Origin of the sequence: Lactobacillus sp. ESL0260 (assembly GCF_003692935.1) — a bacterium.
Lineage (GTDB): Bacteria > Bacillota > Bacilli > Lactobacillales > Lactobacillaceae > Lactobacillus > Lactobacillus melliventris.
The window spans coordinates 1-19601 of sequence record NZ_REHO01000002.1 but is presented as its reverse complement, the minus strand read 5'-3'; the positions used below and the strand labels follow the sequence as shown (position 1 = coordinate 19601).

Annotated in this window: 18 protein-coding genes; 5 read left to right on the top strand and 13 right to left on the bottom strand. The window is 33.4% G+C overall.

The window, feature by feature from the left end; translation table 11 throughout:
* Positions 1-9: 9 nt before the first annotated feature.
* The 3 genes from F5ESL0260_RS00235 to F5ESL0260_RS00225 form a co-directional block, all read right to left on the bottom strand.
* Positions 10-1956 (bottom strand): M13-type metalloendopeptidase, encoded by a 1947-nt coding sequence (locus F5ESL0260_RS00235; RefSeq protein WP_122025427.1) that lies wholly within the window; start codon positions 1954-1956, stop codon positions 10-12.
* A 243-nt stretch (positions 1957-2199) separates the two neighbouring features.
* Positions 2200-2925 (bottom strand): GntR family transcriptional regulator, encoded by a 726-nt coding sequence (locus F5ESL0260_RS00230; RefSeq protein WP_122025426.1) that lies wholly within the window; start codon positions 2923-2925, stop codon positions 2200-2202.
* Between the two features lie 2 nt (positions 2926-2927).
* Entirely contained in the window at positions 2928-3401 is a 474-nt protein-coding gene (locus tag F5ESL0260_RS00225; RefSeq protein ID WP_122025425.1) for a hypothetical protein, read from the bottom strand.
* Between the two features lie 360 nt (positions 3402-3761).
* On the opposite strand from F5ESL0260_RS00225, the gene F5ESL0260_RS00220 reads away from it, so the two are divergent.
* A complete protein-coding gene (locus tag F5ESL0260_RS00220) occupies positions 3762-4835 on the top strand; it encodes an SIS domain-containing protein (RefSeq protein WP_122025424.1) in 1074 nt (357 codons plus the stop codon).
* 322 nt (positions 4836-5157) lie between these two features.
* Here F5ESL0260_RS00220 and F5ESL0260_RS00215 read toward each other — a convergent pair whose 3' ends face one another.
* The 9 genes from F5ESL0260_RS00215 to F5ESL0260_RS00175 form a co-directional block, all read right to left on the bottom strand.
* Positions 5158-5928 carry a hypothetical protein gene (locus tag F5ESL0260_RS00215; protein ID WP_122025423.1) on the bottom strand — a complete coding sequence of 257 codons (771 nt, stop codon included), beginning with the start codon at positions 5926-5928 and terminating at the stop codon, positions 5158-5160.
* Position 5929: 1 nt separating this feature from the next.
* Entirely contained in the window at positions 5930-6757 is an 828-nt protein-coding gene (locus F5ESL0260_RS00210; protein WP_046324018.1) for a PTS system mannose/fructose/sorbose family transporter subunit IID, read from the bottom strand.
* Entirely contained in the window at positions 6744-7526 is a 783-nt protein-coding gene (locus F5ESL0260_RS00205) for a PTS sugar transporter subunit IIC (RefSeq protein WP_122025422.1), read from the bottom strand. Before F5ESL0260_RS00205 ends, F5ESL0260_RS00210 begins: the two co-directional genes overlap by 14 nt.
* A gap of 16 nt (positions 7527-7542) precedes the next feature.
* Positions 7543-8013: a PTS sugar transporter subunit IIB gene (locus tag F5ESL0260_RS00200; RefSeq protein WP_046324016.1), complete on the bottom strand. Its 471-nt coding sequence runs from the start codon at positions 8011-8013 to the stop codon at positions 7543-7545.
* A gap of 15 nt (positions 8014-8028) precedes the next feature.
* Positions 8029-8445 carry a PTS sugar transporter subunit IIA gene (locus F5ESL0260_RS00195; RefSeq protein ID WP_052724603.1) on the bottom strand — a complete coding sequence of 139 codons (417 nt, stop codon included), beginning with the start codon at positions 8443-8445 and terminating at the stop codon, positions 8029-8031.
* 273 nt (positions 8446-8718) lie between these two features.
* Positions 8719-10209, bottom strand: coding sequence for a family 1 glycosylhydrolase (locus F5ESL0260_RS00190; RefSeq protein WP_122025421.1), 1491 nt, complete (start codon positions 10207-10209; stop codon positions 8719-8721).
* A 429-nt stretch (positions 10210-10638) separates the two neighbouring features.
* Positions 10639-11355, bottom strand: a complete 717-nt coding sequence (locus tag F5ESL0260_RS00185; protein ID WP_122025420.1) for a MurR/RpiR family transcriptional regulator — start codon at positions 11353-11355, stop codon at positions 10639-10641.
* A gap of 27 nt (positions 11356-11382) precedes the next feature.
* Positions 11383-12687, bottom strand: a complete 1305-nt coding sequence (celB, locus tag F5ESL0260_RS00180; protein ID WP_122025419.1) for a PTS cellobiose transporter subunit IIC — start codon at positions 12685-12687, stop codon at positions 11383-11385.
* Between the two features lie 570 nt (positions 12688-13257).
* Positions 13258-14100, bottom strand: coding sequence for a helix-turn-helix domain-containing protein (locus F5ESL0260_RS00175; protein WP_122025418.1), 843 nt, complete (start codon positions 14098-14100; stop codon positions 13258-13260).
* A gap of 138 nt (positions 14101-14238) precedes the next feature.
* Between F5ESL0260_RS00175 and F5ESL0260_RS00170 the strand changes: the two genes are divergently transcribed.
* The 3 genes from F5ESL0260_RS00170 (at position 14239) to F5ESL0260_RS00160 (ending at position 16708) form a co-directional block, all read left to right on the top strand.
* A complete protein-coding gene (locus tag F5ESL0260_RS00170; RefSeq protein WP_122025417.1) occupies positions 14239-15486 on the top strand; it encodes an MFS transporter in 1248 nt (415 codons plus the stop codon).
* Between the two features lie 290 nt (positions 15487-15776).
* The gene (locus F5ESL0260_RS00165) at positions 15777-16397 is read left to right on the top strand and encodes a hypothetical protein (protein ID WP_122025416.1); all 621 of its coding nucleotides are present in this window, start codon (positions 15777-15779) and stop codon (positions 16395-16397) included.
* Positions 16397-16708, top strand: a complete 312-nt coding sequence (locus tag F5ESL0260_RS00160) for a hypothetical protein (protein WP_122025415.1) — start codon at positions 16397-16399, stop codon at positions 16706-16708. The genes F5ESL0260_RS00165 and F5ESL0260_RS00160 overlap by 1 nt, the downstream gene beginning before the upstream one ends.
* A gap of 302 nt (positions 16709-17010) precedes the next feature.
* On the opposite strand, the gene F5ESL0260_RS00155 is transcribed toward F5ESL0260_RS00160, so the two are convergent.
* Positions 17011-17874 carry a helix-turn-helix domain-containing protein gene (locus tag F5ESL0260_RS00155; RefSeq protein WP_046324008.1) on the bottom strand — a complete coding sequence of 288 codons (864 nt, stop codon included), beginning with the start codon at positions 17872-17874 and terminating at the stop codon, positions 17011-17013.
* A 119-nt stretch (positions 17875-17993) separates the two neighbouring features.
* Here F5ESL0260_RS00155 and F5ESL0260_RS00150 point away from each other — a divergent pair, with 119 nt between their 5' ends.
* Positions 17994-19232, top strand: coding sequence for an MFS transporter (locus F5ESL0260_RS00150; protein ID WP_122025414.1), 1239 nt, complete (start codon positions 17994-17996; stop codon positions 19230-19232).
* Positions 19233-19601: the final 369 nt, after the last annotated feature.

Sequence of the window (19601 nt, the reverse complement as noted above, 5' to 3'; positions counted from 1 at the left end):
TATCAAATTTTACCAGACTTGTACTCGTTTATCCGGATCAAGCCACATGCCATCTCCTTCTTTAACATTGAAAGCCTGATAGAATTCCTCTTGACATTGTACCTGCACATTTGCTCGAGCCTGAGAGAGTGCATGAACATCAGATGCGGCGACTAATTGCCAAAATTCAGGCTTAGCGTTTGTTGCCCAAATTCGCGCATAGTTTTCAAACAAAGTTTTGGCGTCTCCACCTTCTTGCTTATTAGCTGCAACAGCTACTGTCAAGCCACCCTGATCACCAATGTTTTCTGAAACTGTTAATTTACCGTTGATTTTGCTCGTACCGACCTCAACGCCATCAAACAGCTCAATTTCAGCTTTGACCCTTTTATTAAACTCGGCATAATCTTCATCAGTCCACCAGTTTTTCATATTACCCAACTCATCAAACTGTGCGCCGTTGTTGTCAAACGCATGCGAAATTTCATGACCTACAACTGCACCAAAACCACCGTAATTAGCTGCTCGATCTTGGTGTATATCATAAAAAGGCTTTTGCAGTAAAAGTGCTGGGAAGGTAATGTCATTACTTGGCGGATTATAACAAGCATTTGGTTCTACCGCCGACATTATCCAAAGTGTGCGGTCAACGGGTCTGTTAATATCTGCAAAGTTATCCTTAAGCTTAATCTGGCTATTTTCTTTAACATTACTATATAAGCTGCCACCTGCTAGAGCTGGTGTTACCTTGAATTTGTCATAAAACCCTTGAACATGCTCTGGATAGCCGATTTTTAAGACTAAAGTATCTAGCTTCTTTAATGCCTTTTTCTTAGTAGTATCTGACAGCCAAGTATTCTTTTTTAAATGATCTTGGTAAACCGCAATCATATTCTTAACGATTTTAGTAGCATCAGCTTTGGCTTCAGCACCCAAGTATTTTTCACCATAATATTGACCAATGACATCGCCAAATAATCTGACCGTTTCATCATAAGCAAAGCGCTCGTCTGTAACTAAAGAATCTATGCCGTACATTGCTTTTCTTAGTGGCAGTATTGCCTTTCTAAATTTACGTGATAAATATCCAGCTGCTTGATTAATAAAATATCCGATTAGCCAACCCTTTAATTCAGCAAAATGTTGTTCATTAAACAATTCATCAAATTTAGCTAAATAGCCTGGCTCAGTAACATTAACTTTCTTAGCAGTTTCAAGTCCATTTTCTTTCATCAAATCAGCTAAATGAATATTTTTACTCTGGTTTGCAAATTCTGCCATACCCATTGGATGATACATATTTTCAATTTTAGAATTATACTCTGCTGATTGGTAAACCTGCGCCAAACGCTGATCCAATTTAACTGCTCCTGTGGCGTATTGTTCAGCTTCAGCCTGCTTAATACCACTCATTACCAGCAAGTTAATGGTTTGCTTTTGCCAAACATCAAGCAAGTCGGCAGTTTTTTCATTACCATAATAACTGGTATCAGCCAAAATCAAATTTTGCCGGTAAAAAGTGACAATATTTAGTTGTGCATCCTTAAAATCTGGTTCCACTTCAAATTTGAAGGGCAAGTTGTCGGCTAGCAACAAATTCGTTAAGTTCTTATTGACATCAGCTAAATTGTTGAGACCGGTTAAAAAGGTCAAGTCTTCCCTAATTGGAGCAGCACCGTCAGCGGCTCTTTTTTCTTCGTCTTCAGCTATCCGGTAAAATTCAACTGCTTTGTTAAGATTTTTAACTTGGGGAACTGGTTTTTTACCAGCAACAAAAGCAGAAAAATCTTTTAAAAGGTGTTTACGTGTTTGTTTATCTGCTATATCAAAACTACTAATCCACGGCTCACCTGCAGGGACAGGATTGTCCTTTAACCATTTTGAATTTACAGCCAAGTAAAGGTTATCTTGTTCACGGGTATTTACATCTGGCTTAGTAGTATCGCCAAAGCCACCACGAATATTAAATTTAGTCATTTGTTTTTCTCCTTGTTTTAATTTCTTTATTATCATAATGTTATATTAATAAAGCAAGACCACTAAAAAAATGTCGTATTCGAAATTTTAAGTTTTTTATTAAAAAGTATAAAAATTCGCGGCACGTGTAAAATTGCACACAAAAAAGCCCTACTTTTTTAAAAATAGAGCTTTTTAATGTAGCTGTAACTAATAGCTTACTAAAGAGATGGTTCTAATTTTTTTAGTAAGAATTACTAACATTTATTTAGGAGAGTATGGGATTTCGACTTTGAAATCAACCTGATTGGAATCAAAGTAAGATTGAGTATACTCAACCAAACAATCGGGTTTTGTATAACCCAAGTATTCCACACTTAAAACTAATTTACTTGGTCCCACGCTAAAATTTTTAAAAAGCGAGTCACTAGTCACAGGACAAGTTTTAATTTTTCTATGGAAAAGAGCAGGACGCATATTTTTGTAGCTCATATAATCATATAATGATATTTTACTAAAATCATAACGGTGAGCATCTTCAAATAGCCTAAAAGGTATATATGCTTTCTGAATCGAAAAAACGATATCATCAAATTTTCTAATTCTAATCAGCTCATAAAATTCTGTAAAATCAGGAAATATTTTAGTTAACATCGGGACATCGTAAACTAATTTAAATGATTTTATTTCACTGTTAGGGACTCCACCTTTTATTTTTATAGTCTGAGTTAATGACCAGGGAGCATCATCACCAGCATCAATTCTTCCTGAATGTTTGCCATGTAAAAGATAAGTACCGTCTCCGGGATGACGAATTAAAACGTGATCATCAACTAAACTATTCAGTGCTTTTTTAATTGTCATTCGTGTAAACCCTAATTTTTGAGCCAAAGCTCTTTCAGAAGGTAATCTTTGATCCATAGAAATCTCATTACTTTCAATTAAAGAGATGATTTTTTCTTTAGCTGCAGTATATAAAAAACTAGTCATTTTTAATCTTCATACTCAATTTTATCTGGAATAATAATTTCTTCTTCATACCTAATAATATTTTTATCACACAAAATATAATTCTTCTCAACAAAAACCTGTGATTCCTGCTTTAATAACAAAAGCCGACATTCTTCTGAAGTAGGCCAAGTTAAAAGAATATTTTTCTTAATTCTATCCGCCTTATTGATGCAGTCTATATCTAATTCCAGATTCTGCTTAGATATATCATTACTTTGTTTAGGCTTATTTCTAACAAGCTTTTGCGGGATAAAGGATTTAATCAGAGAAAATGGATCGTCTTGATACTTTAACAAAAAAAGCCGTCGCCATATTGAACCCACTTCATTCATAAAAAGATCATCCCAGAAATTACTTTGTTCAATCACTTCTGAACTAATTAACTGAATTTGCCATTCTGAACTTATTTCTCGTTCCTGAGGTGTTAAATAATTTTTCAATTTATTAGTAATCAATTTTTATCACCACTTATCTCGGATAAATATAAATAAGTATCTTAGGCTTCTAATGAAATTGGTTTGCATTAATATTAAATCCTTAATGTTGCACGATAAACTTAAATTTATTCTAACACTCAAGGAATTATTTATCTCTATTAATATATAAGTTAACTAATTTTATTTAATTGGTTCCAAAATTGGTTTGCATTTTGGTGGTATTTTCAAATGCGGTCTATTTTTGATTGTTTACTTCAAAAATCAAATATAAAATCTAGTTAATTAAGAAATATTCAATATTTACAGCTTGTTTCTTCTATCACTTTTTTGAACTAAATATTTCTTAATTTTATAGTACAAATTAAAAGAGGTTTTAAAATGAAAATTATTGACAATATTTATAACCAACCTGAAAGGCTACAAAAAATTCTGGATACTGAGGGAACCATTGCTGATAGTCTGATTAAGCTCGTACAACAGAAGGACATTAAAAAAGTATATTTCACCGGTTCAGGTACTAGCTTTCATGCTTCTACTTTAATTTCAATGTATTTTAACAAGTTTACTACTTTGGATACACAAGCAGTTATACCTGATAACTTTACTCACTATTTTGTACCTTCGTTATACTTCAAGCCGGATGAAACCTTATTAATAGGAATTTCTCAATCTGGTACATCAAGTTCCACACTGGATGCAATACGAAAGGCAAACAGTCTTAATTTTAATACTGTTGCTATTTCAGAAGAAACTAAAAGTAAAATAGCTCAAGAAGCAGATAACGTTATTTACTTAAATACAGGTGATGAAGGTATTCCCGTAGAGACTCGGGGGTATACTTCTACAATTATGTTGGGGTTAATCTTAGCTTTACGACTGGGATTGGCACAAAACAAACTCAATGAAGCAAAATACCAGGACTTTTTAACTCAAACTAAAGAAGATATTACTAAACTACCTACAACTCTGGACACTGCAGAAGAATTCTATCAACAACATAAAAATGAATTAGTTACTATGAGAAAGGGAGCTATTGCGGGATATGGTTATAATTACGCAACAGCAATGGAAGCCTATTTGAAATTATATGAAACTTTCCATGCTCCTTTAAGCGTACATGAATTCGGAGAACTGATACACGGTTATGAGATGGCCTTTGATGCAGATCAATATATCTTCTTAATTATTGCTAACGGACCAGAAAAGTCCTTAGCAAATAAATATATTGAATTTCTTAAACAAATAACTAAACATATCTTTATTATTACTGATCAAAATATTGCCTTTGATTCTGGTGCTAAGATCCTTAAAGTCCCTTCATTACATAATGATGAACTATCACCGTTTAATCTCATTATACCGTTCCAGATTATTGCCTCCCGCAACTGTGAAGCAATTGGCTATGATACTTCTAAGTACCCGTTAAAGGCACATAGTTTTGCTCATTTTTAAATAATTAAAAAGTCTTACATTTTATTTTAGGTATAGCTATTTCAGTTATTGTTTTTAAATATAGACCTGTTTCTTATGTTTGAGAAACAGGTCCTTTTTACTTTAAAAATACGGCTTAAAAATTCTTTTACATAGCTAGTTCTTTAATCCTTTTTTATAAACCTTACAGTTTTATTACTTATACACTTTATTGAGCTTCTTCAAATGACCATCTCCAGACTCTATCTATGTTTTTATGTGTCACAATCTACAAAAAATGCTGCTAATTAAACTTTAAAGCCTAATTAGCAGCAACTAAGATAAGAAACCTTTGTTATATTATCTAAATTACTATCTCTTTAGATAGACATTCCAACTGTTGTAAGGAAACTATTAATGATTTGGGAACTACTTCATTCCCGTAACGATTAACATTTCTAACAACGAGTTGGTTATCCTGAGTTTTATCTGCAGCAAAAATCATTTCTTCAATACTATTATCAACTTTACTTTTAGTTAACAGTACCTGCTCTCCATTGTAAATATCTCTTAGCCACACAATTTTACTATATCTATTAGCAATTAACTTATGTGGCAATTCTGCCATCTCTCCTTTTAAGAAGAGCAAGTCCATTTGACTATTTTTCGCCATCATAATCGCAGTAGTTAGTGTTGCTATATGTGAAAAACACTTAGTTTGCGGCAGACCAATCGCAATTATAGATAAAATTCCACAGATAAATAAACTGATACATAATTGAAGCAACTGTCCACTGTACCAAAGATAGCTGCTTATGAAGATAAAAATTATTACCAATAATAAAGATAAGAATTGCATTATTGTCATAATTTTTGGCATTTTCAGCCAATGATTGATCTTAAAACTTCTTTTTCCAATAAAAGACTTCGTTGGTGCTGAACAATTAACAATCAATAATTTTTTGTTTTCAGCTTTGGTTAAGTAAAAACCTTTTTGCTTCTTTTCATAATCCGCAAAGAATTGTTGTGATATCCAGTTAACTAATTTAGATTGTTGTTTACGATAGTATACAAAGCGAAAATGAATTAGCAAAATCTCAAAGAGCCTTTTTTCTAATTTAGGGCATTCGGGCATGTTAAACTCCTAAAAAGCCAAACATTGCACCTAAAATACTTACAACTAGAATTATTAATAAAAGATATAATACATTTACCTTCTTCTTTAGAAGATGAGCAATAAAGAATGTCAGAAGTAGTGGCAATAATGCAGGCAAAATAGAATCAAGAATGGATTGGACAGTTGGTGCACCTTTACCACTAGAAATTTTTAAAGGTATCTTAATGACAACCATTGATGCAACCATACTGCCAATAACAGTATTACCTAAAATATTAATTGCATAAGTAATGTTGTCCATCAAATCTGACTTCATTCTATCAACCAGTGATACACCTAACTTGTAGCCCCACATTGTACCAAAGTATCGCACTAACATGTTCGGAATGTTATAAATTAAAATAAATAAAATAGGACCTAATACACTACCCTGTTTTGCTAAAGAAACTCCGATACCAGCCGCAATAATTCTTAAGCTGCCCCAGAAAATTGAATCACCAATTCCGGAAAGTGGTCCCATTAAACCTGCTTTCATGGAATTGATTGATGAGACATCAAAGCTGGGGTCGTTAGCCTTCTTTTCTTCCATTGACGCAGCGACACCAACGATAAACGGTGACATTGCCGACGTACAATTAAAAAATTCCAAATGTCTTTTCATTGCAGCTTTTTGGTCTTCCGGATCAGAATATAATTTTTTAATTACTCCCGTCATTGAATAGGCGAAAGCCGCACTCATCATTCGTTCATAGTTAAACGAAGCTTCCATTGGAAGTGTTCGCCAAAAAATACCCCTTAAATCTTTTTTACTCAGCTTTTTGCCTTCACTTTGATTAGAAGTCGTCATAAATTTCATCCCCTTTAGCTGCTGTCTTTTCACTATTGCTTCTGATTTCAACAAAGATGACGTACATTATTGCCGCACAAATTGCACCAATAATAGCTGTAGCAATAGTATTTAATTTTAAATAGGCGGCACAGACAAATCCTAAAAAGAAGAATGGAGCCACTTTTTTAGAATATGTCATATTAATTAACATCCCAAAGCCAATAGCTGGAAGAATATATGTTGCAATGGTTAAGCCATCGGTTACTGCCTTGGGAATCATTTTTATTAAATTGCCTACAGCATTGCTTCCGACTGCAAAAGCAAGAGTAGTCACTATTGTTAACACTGCAATTTGTAAAAAGCACATCCATAAGTGCATATTTCCAGCTCTAGTTATTTTGCCTTCATCAGCCAAATGATCTGCTCGGTGAGTCATTGCTGGAAAAACCAAAACATATAGTATATTTTTAACGATTAAACTTAAAGATGCTATTGGCAATACTAAAGTTATCGCAGCACTGACACCTAATCCGTTTTTTAAGGCAAAAGCCGTACCTAGAATACCGCCAATAACTTCATCCGGAGGGACACTTGCTCCAATTCCCATTAATCCCATAAAGATTAATTCAGAAGCTGCTCCCATTAACAGGCCTTCTTTGAGGTTTCCAAATAATAATCCGACAAACATACCGGTTACAATCGGTCTGCCAATAAAACTGGTACCAAGAAAGTACTGCGAATTAGCGACTAAAGAAATAAAGAATATTCCTATTACTTGTCCTACCATTTGTCATCACTCCTTTTTAAACTAGTGAAGAGAATTGAACATCACGATCAGTAGGCGCTTGTTTAACTACAACCTCAACACCCTTATTTTCTAATTCAGTCAATTGCTGTATTTCTTTTTCATTAACATAAACAGATTTCGCAATATTTTTAGTATTTTCTCGATCAGCCACCAGTCCAATATCAATTAGCTTAATTTCGTCTGTCCCTTTCGCCATCTCGTATGCATCTTGAACGTTCTCTACCACAATAAAGACTTTGTATTTTTCGGTAACTCCACTTTTGATTGCTTTGAGAGAATCTGCAATACTTTTAAAAATTAATTTGACACCATTAGGCTTGGCTAAATTTAACACTCTTTTACGAAAATCATCTTTAGCAACATCATCGTTTGCCAACAAAATCGCATCTGCTGATAAAAAATTAGTCCAGGCAAAGGCAACTTGACCATGAACTAAACGATAATCAACACGTAACATTTTTATCATTTAAATACCACCTCTTTAGAAATCTTCTGCTTCTTGGGCAGCTACACGGACAACCTTAAGTTCCTTACGTGCCTCTTCACAAAACTCCTCTAATTTGTTAGCTACTTGGTCAGAAGAACAGTTGTCCATCTTAGCGGTTAAAACCGTTAATACTAAAGGTAAATTCATACCCGTTACTAAAAACATGTTTTCCTTATCATCAATCATTTGTGCAATTGTAGTATTGACGCTTCCACCAATAATGTCGGTAAGAAAAAGATACTTTTCATTAGAATTCGACGTTATTTGGTCAGCAATCTGCTTTTTTAATGATTCTTGTTCATCATCGTAAGCGGCAATTGCATGTAAATTAGACTGTTTACCCATAATCAATTCAACGGTTTGCTTTAAACCCTTGGCCATTTGAGAATGACTTGCTAAAATTATTTGCAATAATAATCTCCCCCTTTTATCAGCTTTTCCTTCTATCAACCAAATTCTATTATTGAAAACGCTTTATATCAATAAGAAATGTAACCAATTTAGTAAATCGGTCTTAAAATAGAACCAATTTTTAAACCAATTAATATCATGATAGCTACTTATTTTTTCTACAATTACATACAAAAAAGCCCTATTTTTTTAAAAATAGAGCTTTTTAATGTAGCTGAAACCAACTTTCAACCTAAAATTTGCTGAATCAATTGCTTTCTTACAAGAGTACGATTAATTAGATAAATCTTCACCGTTAGAAGCGATGACCTTTTTATACCAGTAAAAAGAATCCTTTGGGGTACGCTTCAAACTACCGTTTCCTTGATCATCCCGGTCTACATAAACGAAACCATATCTTTTAGACATCTCACCCGTACCAGCAGAAACCAAGTCAATACAGCCCCACATTTCATAACCCATAAGGTCAATTCCATCTATATCAACGGCTTCTTTCATAGATTTAATATTACTTTGTAAGTAATCAATACGATACGGATCATGAACCTTGCCATCTTCAGTGACTTGATCACGCGCTCCTAAGCCGTTTTCAACAATCCAAAGCGGTTTATGATAACGATCCCACAATACATTAAGAGCATAGCGCAATACGCAAGGGTCAGTTTGCCAGCCCCACTCACTACTCTTTAAGTAGGGATTTTTAACACCTGCTACAAAATTACCACCGGTTGTAGCTGCTTGATCCTTATGAACCGTAGTTGTAGATGAAGAATAGCAGGAAAAGCTTAAAAAGTCGGCTGAATATTCTTTCAGTAAATCGTAGTCTTCTGGGCAATCATCAAGCTTTATACCATTTCTCTTATATTCTGCAATCTTATATTCAGGATACCTGCCACCAGTTTGCACGTCAGAATAAAACAGAGAGCTGTGCATATCATTCATAACTTTTATCTGGTCTGCAGGATCACAAGTATACGGATACTCTGCTGTAAATGCTAGCATTTGACCAACTTGATTATAAGGATCTATTTCATGACCAGCCTTTACAGTTAAGGCGCTTGCTACAAACTGGTTATGAGCAGCTTGAGCAATATCTTGAGAAGTTGGATTTAAAATTCCACCTGCCATATAACCTGAAAAATTTAAGGCGTTAATTTCATTAAACGTCAACCAGTATTTAACTAGACCTTTATAACGCTTCATTACCGTTTCAGCATATCTAGTAAACAAGTATATTAATTTTCTATTCTTCCAGCCGCCATATTTAATCGTTAAATTCAGTGGCATTTCATAGTGTGACAAAGTTACCAGCGGCTCAATATGGTACTTTTGCAGCTCTTCAAAAACAGACTGGTAGAATTTTAGACCCTTTTCATTAGGCTCTTCATCATCACCATTAGGGAAAATTCTGGTCCAGTTGATAGACATTCTAAAGCATTTAAAGCCCATTTCAGCCATTAATTTGATATCTTCTTGATAATGATGATAAAAATCCGTTGCTTTATGACTAGGATAGTAATACCCATCAAGGACAGCCGGCACAGCATTCTCAGGAAAGTTCATCTGATCAACATCCATGCTTAAAGGCACATAACCTGTTTCCCCAGTTTTAGGGTTTTTCCATGTTATTTTTCTAGGATTTTCATAGGAACCCTGTGTGATCACATCTGCAGCACTAAGCCCTTTACCGTCAACATCAAAGGCTCCTTCGTATTGGTTAGCGGCAGTCGCGCCACCCCATAAAAAATCTTTCTTAAAACTCATTTTTATACCTCATTTCTAAATTTAATTTTGAGAAACACTTTGTTCTTTTTCATACAATTGCTTGTCATAGGCTTTAAAGAAGGGATACCAATACCCGTAAAATCAAGCCAATAATAATTATTCCAGCGTAGAATTTAATACTTAATTTCTGCTTCAAGCTTGCCATTACTATTTCTGAATTATACTAACTTCTCGCACCACTTTAATTATAATGAAAATTATGCAAAAAATGGCAATGTTACTAAAAATACTTGAGTACTAATGATTTGAACTTTAAAATTAGGTAGTTTATAGCTGTTAGCTAAATTCTAGTTCTTAATATCTCTAAATAATTAGTCCTATTAAGACACTAAGAGTTTTTGTTTAGCTAATTAATCATAAAAAAGCCCCGAAAGTTGTTTAACTTTTGGGACTTGATATTTTAACTTTTTATTTGTTATCCTGCAGCGCCCGCGATAAGCGTTCAAGCAAATATACAACTGGAACTTGAGAGGTTAAATTAATAGTTTGACCGATAATTTTAAATTCCAGATGATAAGCAAAATTTAAATCCGACAAGTGGGCAATTGTATTATTTTCATTATTAGTAATACTGACAATTGTCGCACCCAATTGCCTAAAGTTTTTTACCTGGTCAATAGTCGGTTGGCCCTCACCACTTACTGATAGTACGATAACAGTTTTACCATGAAATAAATCCCTGCTTAGCTCCACTGGATAATAGGGATCGCCAATTGCAAAGGCATTGCGTCCATTATTAACAAACTGGCGGGCACCGTAGTCACATAGATCACCGGAAGATCCTATTCCAAAAAAGATAAAGTCTGTCGTCTTACTGGCAATCTTTTTAAAAGCAACAATCTTTTGATCATAATCGGTTAAAAAATCTTGCGAAAAATAATATTGGGCCTGATAAGTAATGTCATCAACTACTTTATTTCTATTCAGCTCGTCTTTAATTTCAGTTTGCAAATCGTAATAATGCTTATAGCCTAAAGCTTTTATGGTTCGTACTACAGAAGCAGGTGAAACAGACAGAATACTAGCCAAATCACGTAAAGTAATATCTTTTACTTCTTTTTTATTAGCTACAATATAATTGTATATTTGCAATTGTGTTGCTGTCAGTTTCTGCTTTGTACGCATCGTTATTCCTCAGTTTAGACTTTTGATTTAAGCTTTTGCTTGCTCCATTTCTTTTTCAACTTTTAGTTTAGCATTATCCATACTCTTAAAGAAGCCATAATATATCAAGGTATCCATTACGATATTAAACAGTTGCATCACTCCACCGGAAATATGTCCCGTAGAAAGAATTCCGGATAAAATTGGTGGTGTTGTCCAAGGTGGATATATCCCGATTGTTTTAGCGACCCAACCCATTTTCATTGCTGTGTAAGTTGCAATTATATTAGCCATTGGCGCTAAGATAAACGGAATAATGATACGGTAATTTAATACAATAGGTACACCAAAGACCACCGGCTCATTAATATTAAAAATAGCTGGACCGATAGAAAGCTTTCCTAGTGCTTTCATTTCCTGATCTTTAGCAACAAAAACCATTAAAATTACAAAACCGAGTGTAGCGCCACAGCCACCTATCCGGACAAAGTTATCAAAAAATGTTTTGGTAATGATATTGGGAAGAGGCTTGTTAGCCTTAAAAGCTGTATAGTTAACACTTAATGCAGCATACAATACTGGGTCAATAACTCCAGAAATTGCGTTAGCACCGTGAATACCAAAGAACCAGAGTATACATACTACTAATTCGATTACGATTGCTCCACCTAAAGTATTGGTTACTTTACTCATCGGTGCCTGTAAGAAGAAAGTAATCACATTAGGAATGCTCTTCATTGGAGTCGCTTCAACTCCAATTCTGATTAACCAAACCACAAATAATGAGATTGCCCCTGGAAACAGTGCCGCAAATGAATTACTTACAGCTGGTGGAACAGAGTCTGGCATTTTAAATACCAAATTTTTATGCATCAGCCAAACATACAAGTCAGTGACAAATAGTCCAACTAACAATGCGGTAAATAAACCTGATGAATCAAATTGATTCAGAGGAATTAGTAATCCGCCATCTTTTCCTACCTGCATAGGAATAGTTAAGATAAAAGCTGCTATTGCCACAATCATCGCTGAAAATGGATCAATATCTTTATAACTTCTGGCTAAACTATATGAAATACCGGCTACAGCCACTAGCCCCATAATATGAAATGACGCATTAGTAATATACTGCACGACATTAGACCAATTGGAACCAAAAATACTGGCCATAAAGTCTAAATAACCTTTAACAGGAAACTGACCAATAATCATAAAAATTGAACCAATAATGATCATCGGTACAGCGGCTGTCATCCCATCACGCAGCGCAACCATGTGTCTGGCACTAGATATTTTGTTAAAAAAAGGAATCAATTTTTCGTTAAGAAAATTACTTTCTTTTTTCTCAGACATTTTCTTCACTCCTACTTCTAGTTTAAAAGCGATTTTGCAATCGTTTACATATAAAATATAAACATCTTGTTTCAAAAAGTCAACATTTTTCTGAAACATGTTTCAAAAATTAGAATGGAATACTTTAGACTTGCATAGCTTAATTCGTGTATCTGAAAAAAGCTTAAGAAGTTAAAAATACTTATCTTTCCCACTATTAAATATTTTTATGCTTCATATATCTTCTAATCCTTATGGCAAATTTACTAGGATTATTTCTTGTACTCTCAGTTGTAACAGTCAGCCACTTGTCTAATTTTTTCGAGACAACAAAAGGCTATTGCCTAGACCATTCTTACCTACTCCTGCAATTTATTGCACAAGACTAATTTGCTCAAACCATAATGTGCATACAAGCAAAAAAGAAGCCTTATAAACAAGATTCCTTCTCTGGATTTCAGGCAGCTGCTTTAAAGACTGCTAGCTTAGTTACAGGTTAATCTAAAGATCGCTCTCATAACGGGCTAAAAAGCCCCAAAAGTTGTTTAACTTTTGGGACTTACATCAATTTTTATGTTAAATACGATATTTTTATTTTTGCTTTTCAAAAAATTTATTTATTTCCTTGCCATATTCAGTCATTCCTAATAAAGAAAAATTTTCAATTAACTTATGACAAATCTGTAAATATTTATCCTTAGCGTCATAGTGATACATAATCATGTTTTCAAGTAATACTATGACATTTTTATAGAAGAACAATTCTGGTTTGGTTGATATTTGATTTGCTGCTCTGACTAGGAATTTGGTTTCATCATACTCTTTTTCTTCAATGCATTGGATTAACAAATTACCAATAACACTTAAAATCATTTCTAAAATTTTTACATCATTTGATCCTTGAAATTGTTTAATTATCCCTCTAGAAATTATCACATTACTTTCTAGGTCATAAAACATCATAAAATTGCAATAAAGGACTAACGTAGATTTATCAAAGTTTGGTCTACTAAAGATCTTATCTTTTAAAGCTTGCTTTTCTCTATCATTTAAATCCTCGTTGTTTATATCCGCAATATAAGCATCTAGATAAAGTAGGTCAGCTTCTTTATTAGGTAAATCACTTTCGTTAACAATCTCCTTCAATTTTACCAATTCATTTTTGGCATTGCGATAATAAGCATCATTTATCATACCCATTAATTCCTGTTCTTGATTGTAACCTATCTGCTTTGAATTATTTAATTCTCCAAAAAAATCAATTAAAGAAACAGAATTATAATTTAACAAACTTACTAAGTCTTCTGCAGATATACGATGGATCCCCTTCTCTACCTTAGAATAATAAGAAGGACTTATAATATTTCCTATCCATTCTCGTTGTGTTTTTTCTTTATTTAATCGATATTTTTTTAACAAGTTACCAATAGTCATATATTCCTCCTCTTATTTTCAATATAACATTCTTATTTGACAAAAAATTTCGAATACGAAACTTTTATATTTTTCATTATAGTCAAAATATACTGTAAATATCATTACAAAGAAATAATATTTGATGAAGGAGAAGTCATGGGTATTTTTTTAAAAAATAAAAATTATAGAAAATTCACTATTGCTAGCTGGTTATCTGGAGCAGGTAATATTCTTTTTTACCTGGCGCTTATGACCTATGCCAGCAAGTTACAAAATTATTCATTAGCATTATCTTTAATAGCTATTACCGAATCTCTCCCAGATTTAGTTCAAAGCCTTAGTGGCTACTTGGCCGATAGAACACATAATAAATATCGTGTAATTGTATGGCTTGCTATTATTCGTTTCGCATTGTATATGCTAGTTGGCATACTATTTGCAACCAACATTAACGGTTGGAGTCTTGTGTTAATAGTTATTGGACTTAATTTTATATCTGACCTTTCTGGTATGTATTCTGGTGGCTTGCAAACCCCACTAATTGTTGGCTTAGTCGGGGAAAATGAAATGGCAGAAGCACAAGGCTTTACCAGTGGTATCTCGCAGTTAATTACATTAGCTGCACAATTTATTGGATCTGGTCTCCTGCTTTTCATGTCTTACTCAGAATTAGCAATTGTCAACGCATTAACCTTCTTGATAGCTGGATTAATCTTTGCCAATATAGGGTCGAAAGTTCGTAAGCAGCATACTCAAAAAGAAGATGTCAATGATCAGAACTTTTTTGTAACAATCAAGTCATCACTTAAACAAGTACAACAAGCACATGGACTCTTAACCATTGTTTTGGTTGTGGCTTTACTTAATGGCTTACTTAGTTCAATAGAACCACTAATTTCAATCGTTATAGCTGGTCATAAAAGTATGCTTATTGGCAACTATAGCTTCACAATCGCACTCTTAGGAGCGGCAGCAGCTATTGGATTAGCTTCAGGTAGTGCAATAGGTACTAAACTCTTAAAGAACGTTTCACTTTTCCAGCTTTCTTTATTATCTACTGTTAATAGTGCTGTTATGGCAATTGCTATTCTAAATAAAAATATTGTATTTTGCCTTATCCTAATGTCAACCCTTGGATTTTTAGCTGGTACAAGTAGTCCTAAATTAATGCAATGGCTAGTTGTTTCAGTAGACCGCAAAATTTTAGCATCTTCAGCAGGTCTTTTAAATACGATCTTAGCAATTGCAGGACCGGCAATGACAACATTTTTTACATCTATTGCTGGAGCAATCAATGTTAATTATGCACTTTATGGCGTTTTAGGACTTAGCGTCATAGTTTTCACTACTACTTTGCTTGTAATGATAAAAGTTAACAAGATAAAACAAGCAGAACTTGCATAATAATTCCTAAACAGCTTTCCTCATCAGATACCTTGTATTAATCGCAATAAGCAAAAGAAACCTCTTAAACAACGGCATTACTAGTGCGCAGACCGTTGTTTTTTTCATACCCTGTTTAACCGAGGAAAACGCTGCTAAAAAATTTGTTATACGACATATATGATAGTTATACATTAAATTAATCATTTTTTAATTTAAGCACTTGCATTATTAAAAACTTATAATATTATATAAGTAAGTTATATAGCTCTCTTATATAACTTACTTATTTTTAGAAAGGTCATTCGTTTATGAAAAAATCATTTAAAAAATTAAGTATTTCTTTCGCAGCTGCCAGTCTACTTGGAACAGCTATGGCAACAGCCTTTACTAATAATACATTTGCAGCTGTTGAAAAAGATCCCGCTATAACTGAAAACAACACTCCGAATCAAACTGATAAAACCATAGATGACGCTACAGCGGAAAAAATTGCAGAAGATATTAAAGCTAGCGGAGAATTTACTACAGATGGTGAAGACACTACCTTTACTATTTCTGACAATGCCGTAGAATCAATTTTAGCCAAATATCATGTGATAGACGCACCAGACTACACCCTTACCAGAAAAGCCGGAAAATCAACGATAAAATGGCATGGTAATGCATTGAATGGCAACTTCGACCTTTATATTTCAAAAAAGATGTTAAACAGAATTAGAAAAATGGGCTTCAGTAGCGGATTTAAGACTGCTGTAAATATAATAACTACGATAGCTGGAGTACCCAACATGGGATCTATTGCTACCTGGGTAATTAAGGAAATAGCTAGTAAAATAGTCGGTGCTGAACTTGGACAAGTTGGTGCTTACAAAGCAGGAAGAATATTTAAGGTTAGATCTTGGCAATATAAAGGCTGGAGCTATCAATAATGACCAAAAAACAGACTAAGATGAAAGAACAACTGTTATCAGATCATCTATATAAAGTTGTATGGCTTATTGCATTAGGCGAATTCTTGTTGGTTTTAATCCTACCGTTTTTCAAATCTCTTGGTTTAAGCGTTGGCGCTTTGGGTCTCCTACTATCAGCTTTGGCCGATGTATTAACAACATTTTTTCAGCACAAACATATTACCTTTATTATAAGTTTGGTTTTAGGTTGGCTATTAGCTCTAATAATTAGTGTTATTCTGTTTTTTTACATTATGTGGGCTTCAGGCAACATGGTCTTCGTCAAATAACAATTGTAAAAAACCAAAGATAAGCACCAACATTTTCTACATATATTTATAATTTCATATATACCAAAGCAACTTAACATAATGTACATTGAACGAAGTTGCTATGAAACTTAGAGCTACACGGCTTAAAACTGCAACAAATAATTGTTTATGAAATTGAAGCCATATAGCAAAAGGAAAGACTGATTTAACAGCCTTCCCTTTTTTCGTTACCTAGTAATTTCACAATTAGACCAATTATAATTCAAACTTTTACCATTTAATATAACTGTACCTAATATTCAAAACAACTACTATATTTATTAATCATTATCGACTTTTATATTTTCATAAAAAAACTTTTCTACCTTTTTACCATACTCTGGCATACCAAGCAAAGCTAGATTTTCAATTCCCTTTTTACATTTAGCTAAATACTTTGGGCTGTTTTCATCATGATAAGCAATTATATTGATAAAAATCAATAGCATGTTTTTATAAAAAAACAGCTCTGGTTTTGACTCCACTCCAACTGCTATCTTAATAAACGGTTTAGTTACTTCATATCTTTTTTGTTCAATGCATAAACTTAGTAAATTAGCTATTATTGCCAATATTATTGATTGAATCTTTGTATCTGCACTATTTTGATACTGTTGCATAATCCTTTGGCAAAGTAAAAGATTACTATCTATATCGTAAAAAGGCATAAACGAACAATACATAGCTAACTTACTTCTATCAAACTTTGTCGTATTAAAAATTTTTTCTTTAATCGCTTCTTTAGTTTTTTTATCCAAACTATCTACATCATCATTTAATAATGCAATATAAGCATCTATAGTAATTATTAAATCATTATTAGCAAAAATATCATTTTCATTAATTAAGTGTTTTAACCGTAATAATTGCGCTTTAGAATTTTGATAATACGCATCACCTGCCAGCCGCTCAAAGATTGCTTGTTGCTTATGTCGTAATTGCGCTTTACTATTTAATTTACTAAAAAAATCAATTGGCGAAACATTATTAGCCTCTAACAAAGCAATTAAGTCTTCTGCTGAAATACGGTGAATATTTTTTTCAACCTTAGAATAATACGAAGGGCTGATTACGTTGCTAGCCCATTCTTTTTGAGTTTTACCTTGTTCCAATCTGTATTGTCTCAATAATTCATATATCTTCATTAATTTACCTCCCTCTTTCTTATTTAGCCAAAAAAATTCGAATTCGCCATTTTATCATTTAAAATTATAAACCCAAATATAATAAAAATAGCGTTTATAAAGAAATAGGAGGCATAGTTTTGGATATTTTTTTAAGAAATACAAATTATAGAAAATTTTCTTTAGCCAGCTGGCTATCAAGTGCCGGCAACATACTTTTTTATCTAGCTCTTATGACTTATGCTAGTAGACTTAAAAATTACTCTTTAGCTCTTTCTTTGATTGCAATTACAGAGTCTTTACCTAATCTAATTCAAAGTCTTAGTGGGTATCTAGCTGATCGGACAAAAAACAAGTATCATGTCATTGTTTGGCTAGCAATAATTAGATTCGCACTATATCTGTTAGTAGGGTTATTATTTGCAACTAACATATCTGGCTGGAATTTAGTATTACTGGTTATCGGACTTAATTTCATTTCAGATCTTTCGGGTAAATATTCAGGGGGCTTGCAAACCCCACTAATAGTTAGTCTAGTTGGTGAAAATGAAATGTCTGAAGCTCAAGGCTTTACTAATGGCATTTCACAGCTAATTACTATGATCGCACAATTCGCTGGGTCTGGCCTTCTACTATTTATGTCATACTCAGGATTAGCAATTGTTAATGCCATTACTTTTTTAGTAGCCGGTATCATCTACGCTAACATTGGTATGAATGTTAAAAAACAAGAAGTAAATAAACAGCCAGAAGAAGTTAACACTCAAAAATTCGGAGCAACCATTGTTTCTTCACTTAAACAAGTTAAACAAGCTAATGGCCTCTTAACGATTGTTTTGGTCATCGCTTTGCTTAATGGCCTTCTTAGCACAGTCGAACCACTAATTTCAATTGTACTTGCTGGCAATAAAAACATGTTAATTGGCAATTATAGTTTTACAATAGCTGTGGTTAGCACTGTTGCAGCTATTGGCATGGCATCTGGCAGTGCAATCGGTACTAAGATATTTAAAAACACTTCATTATTTTTAATTGTCCTTGCAGACACTATTGCTACTATTACTTTAGCTATTGCTATTATTTATGGAAACATTTTTGCTAGTTTATTTTGCTTAACAATATTAGGATTTTTGGCTGGTATTGTAAGCCCTAAATTACTACAGTGGCTTGTTACTACTGTTGATCGTAAAATTTTATCTTCATCTGTTGGTTTGTTAAATACAATTTTAGTGATGGCAGGCCCTTTAACCACTACAGTTTTTACAAGCATTGCTAGTGCAACTGACATTACGTATGCTCTATATGGAATCATTATACTGGGTATTGCAGTTTTTATTGCTATTTCAATTGTATTATTAAAAATCAATAAAGCTGTTTAAACTTTGCGCCGAACCAATAAACAACTTTTACCTGCGTCTGGGGCGACCCAAAAGAATCGCTTTTCTGTTTCTTTTTAAAAGACAAGCGTGCCCTAAAAAGGACTAACTCCGATTGAATATCGGAAGTTAGTCCTCAGTTAGCAGCTAATATAAGTGTCCTAAATTTGTGGGGGCACTTCAGACTCATTGCTTTTTATATTTAATTTTATTATTTTACGTCTTTTTCTGTGTTGGCTGACGTGACATCAGCTGCTGTATTCACTGGCTTTAAATGTTTACCAAAAATATATTTAGCAGTAGAAACCTTTACAAAATTACAGTTTAACACTGATGAAGGTGAATCTAAAACTTCATAAAACAGCTCTGCTT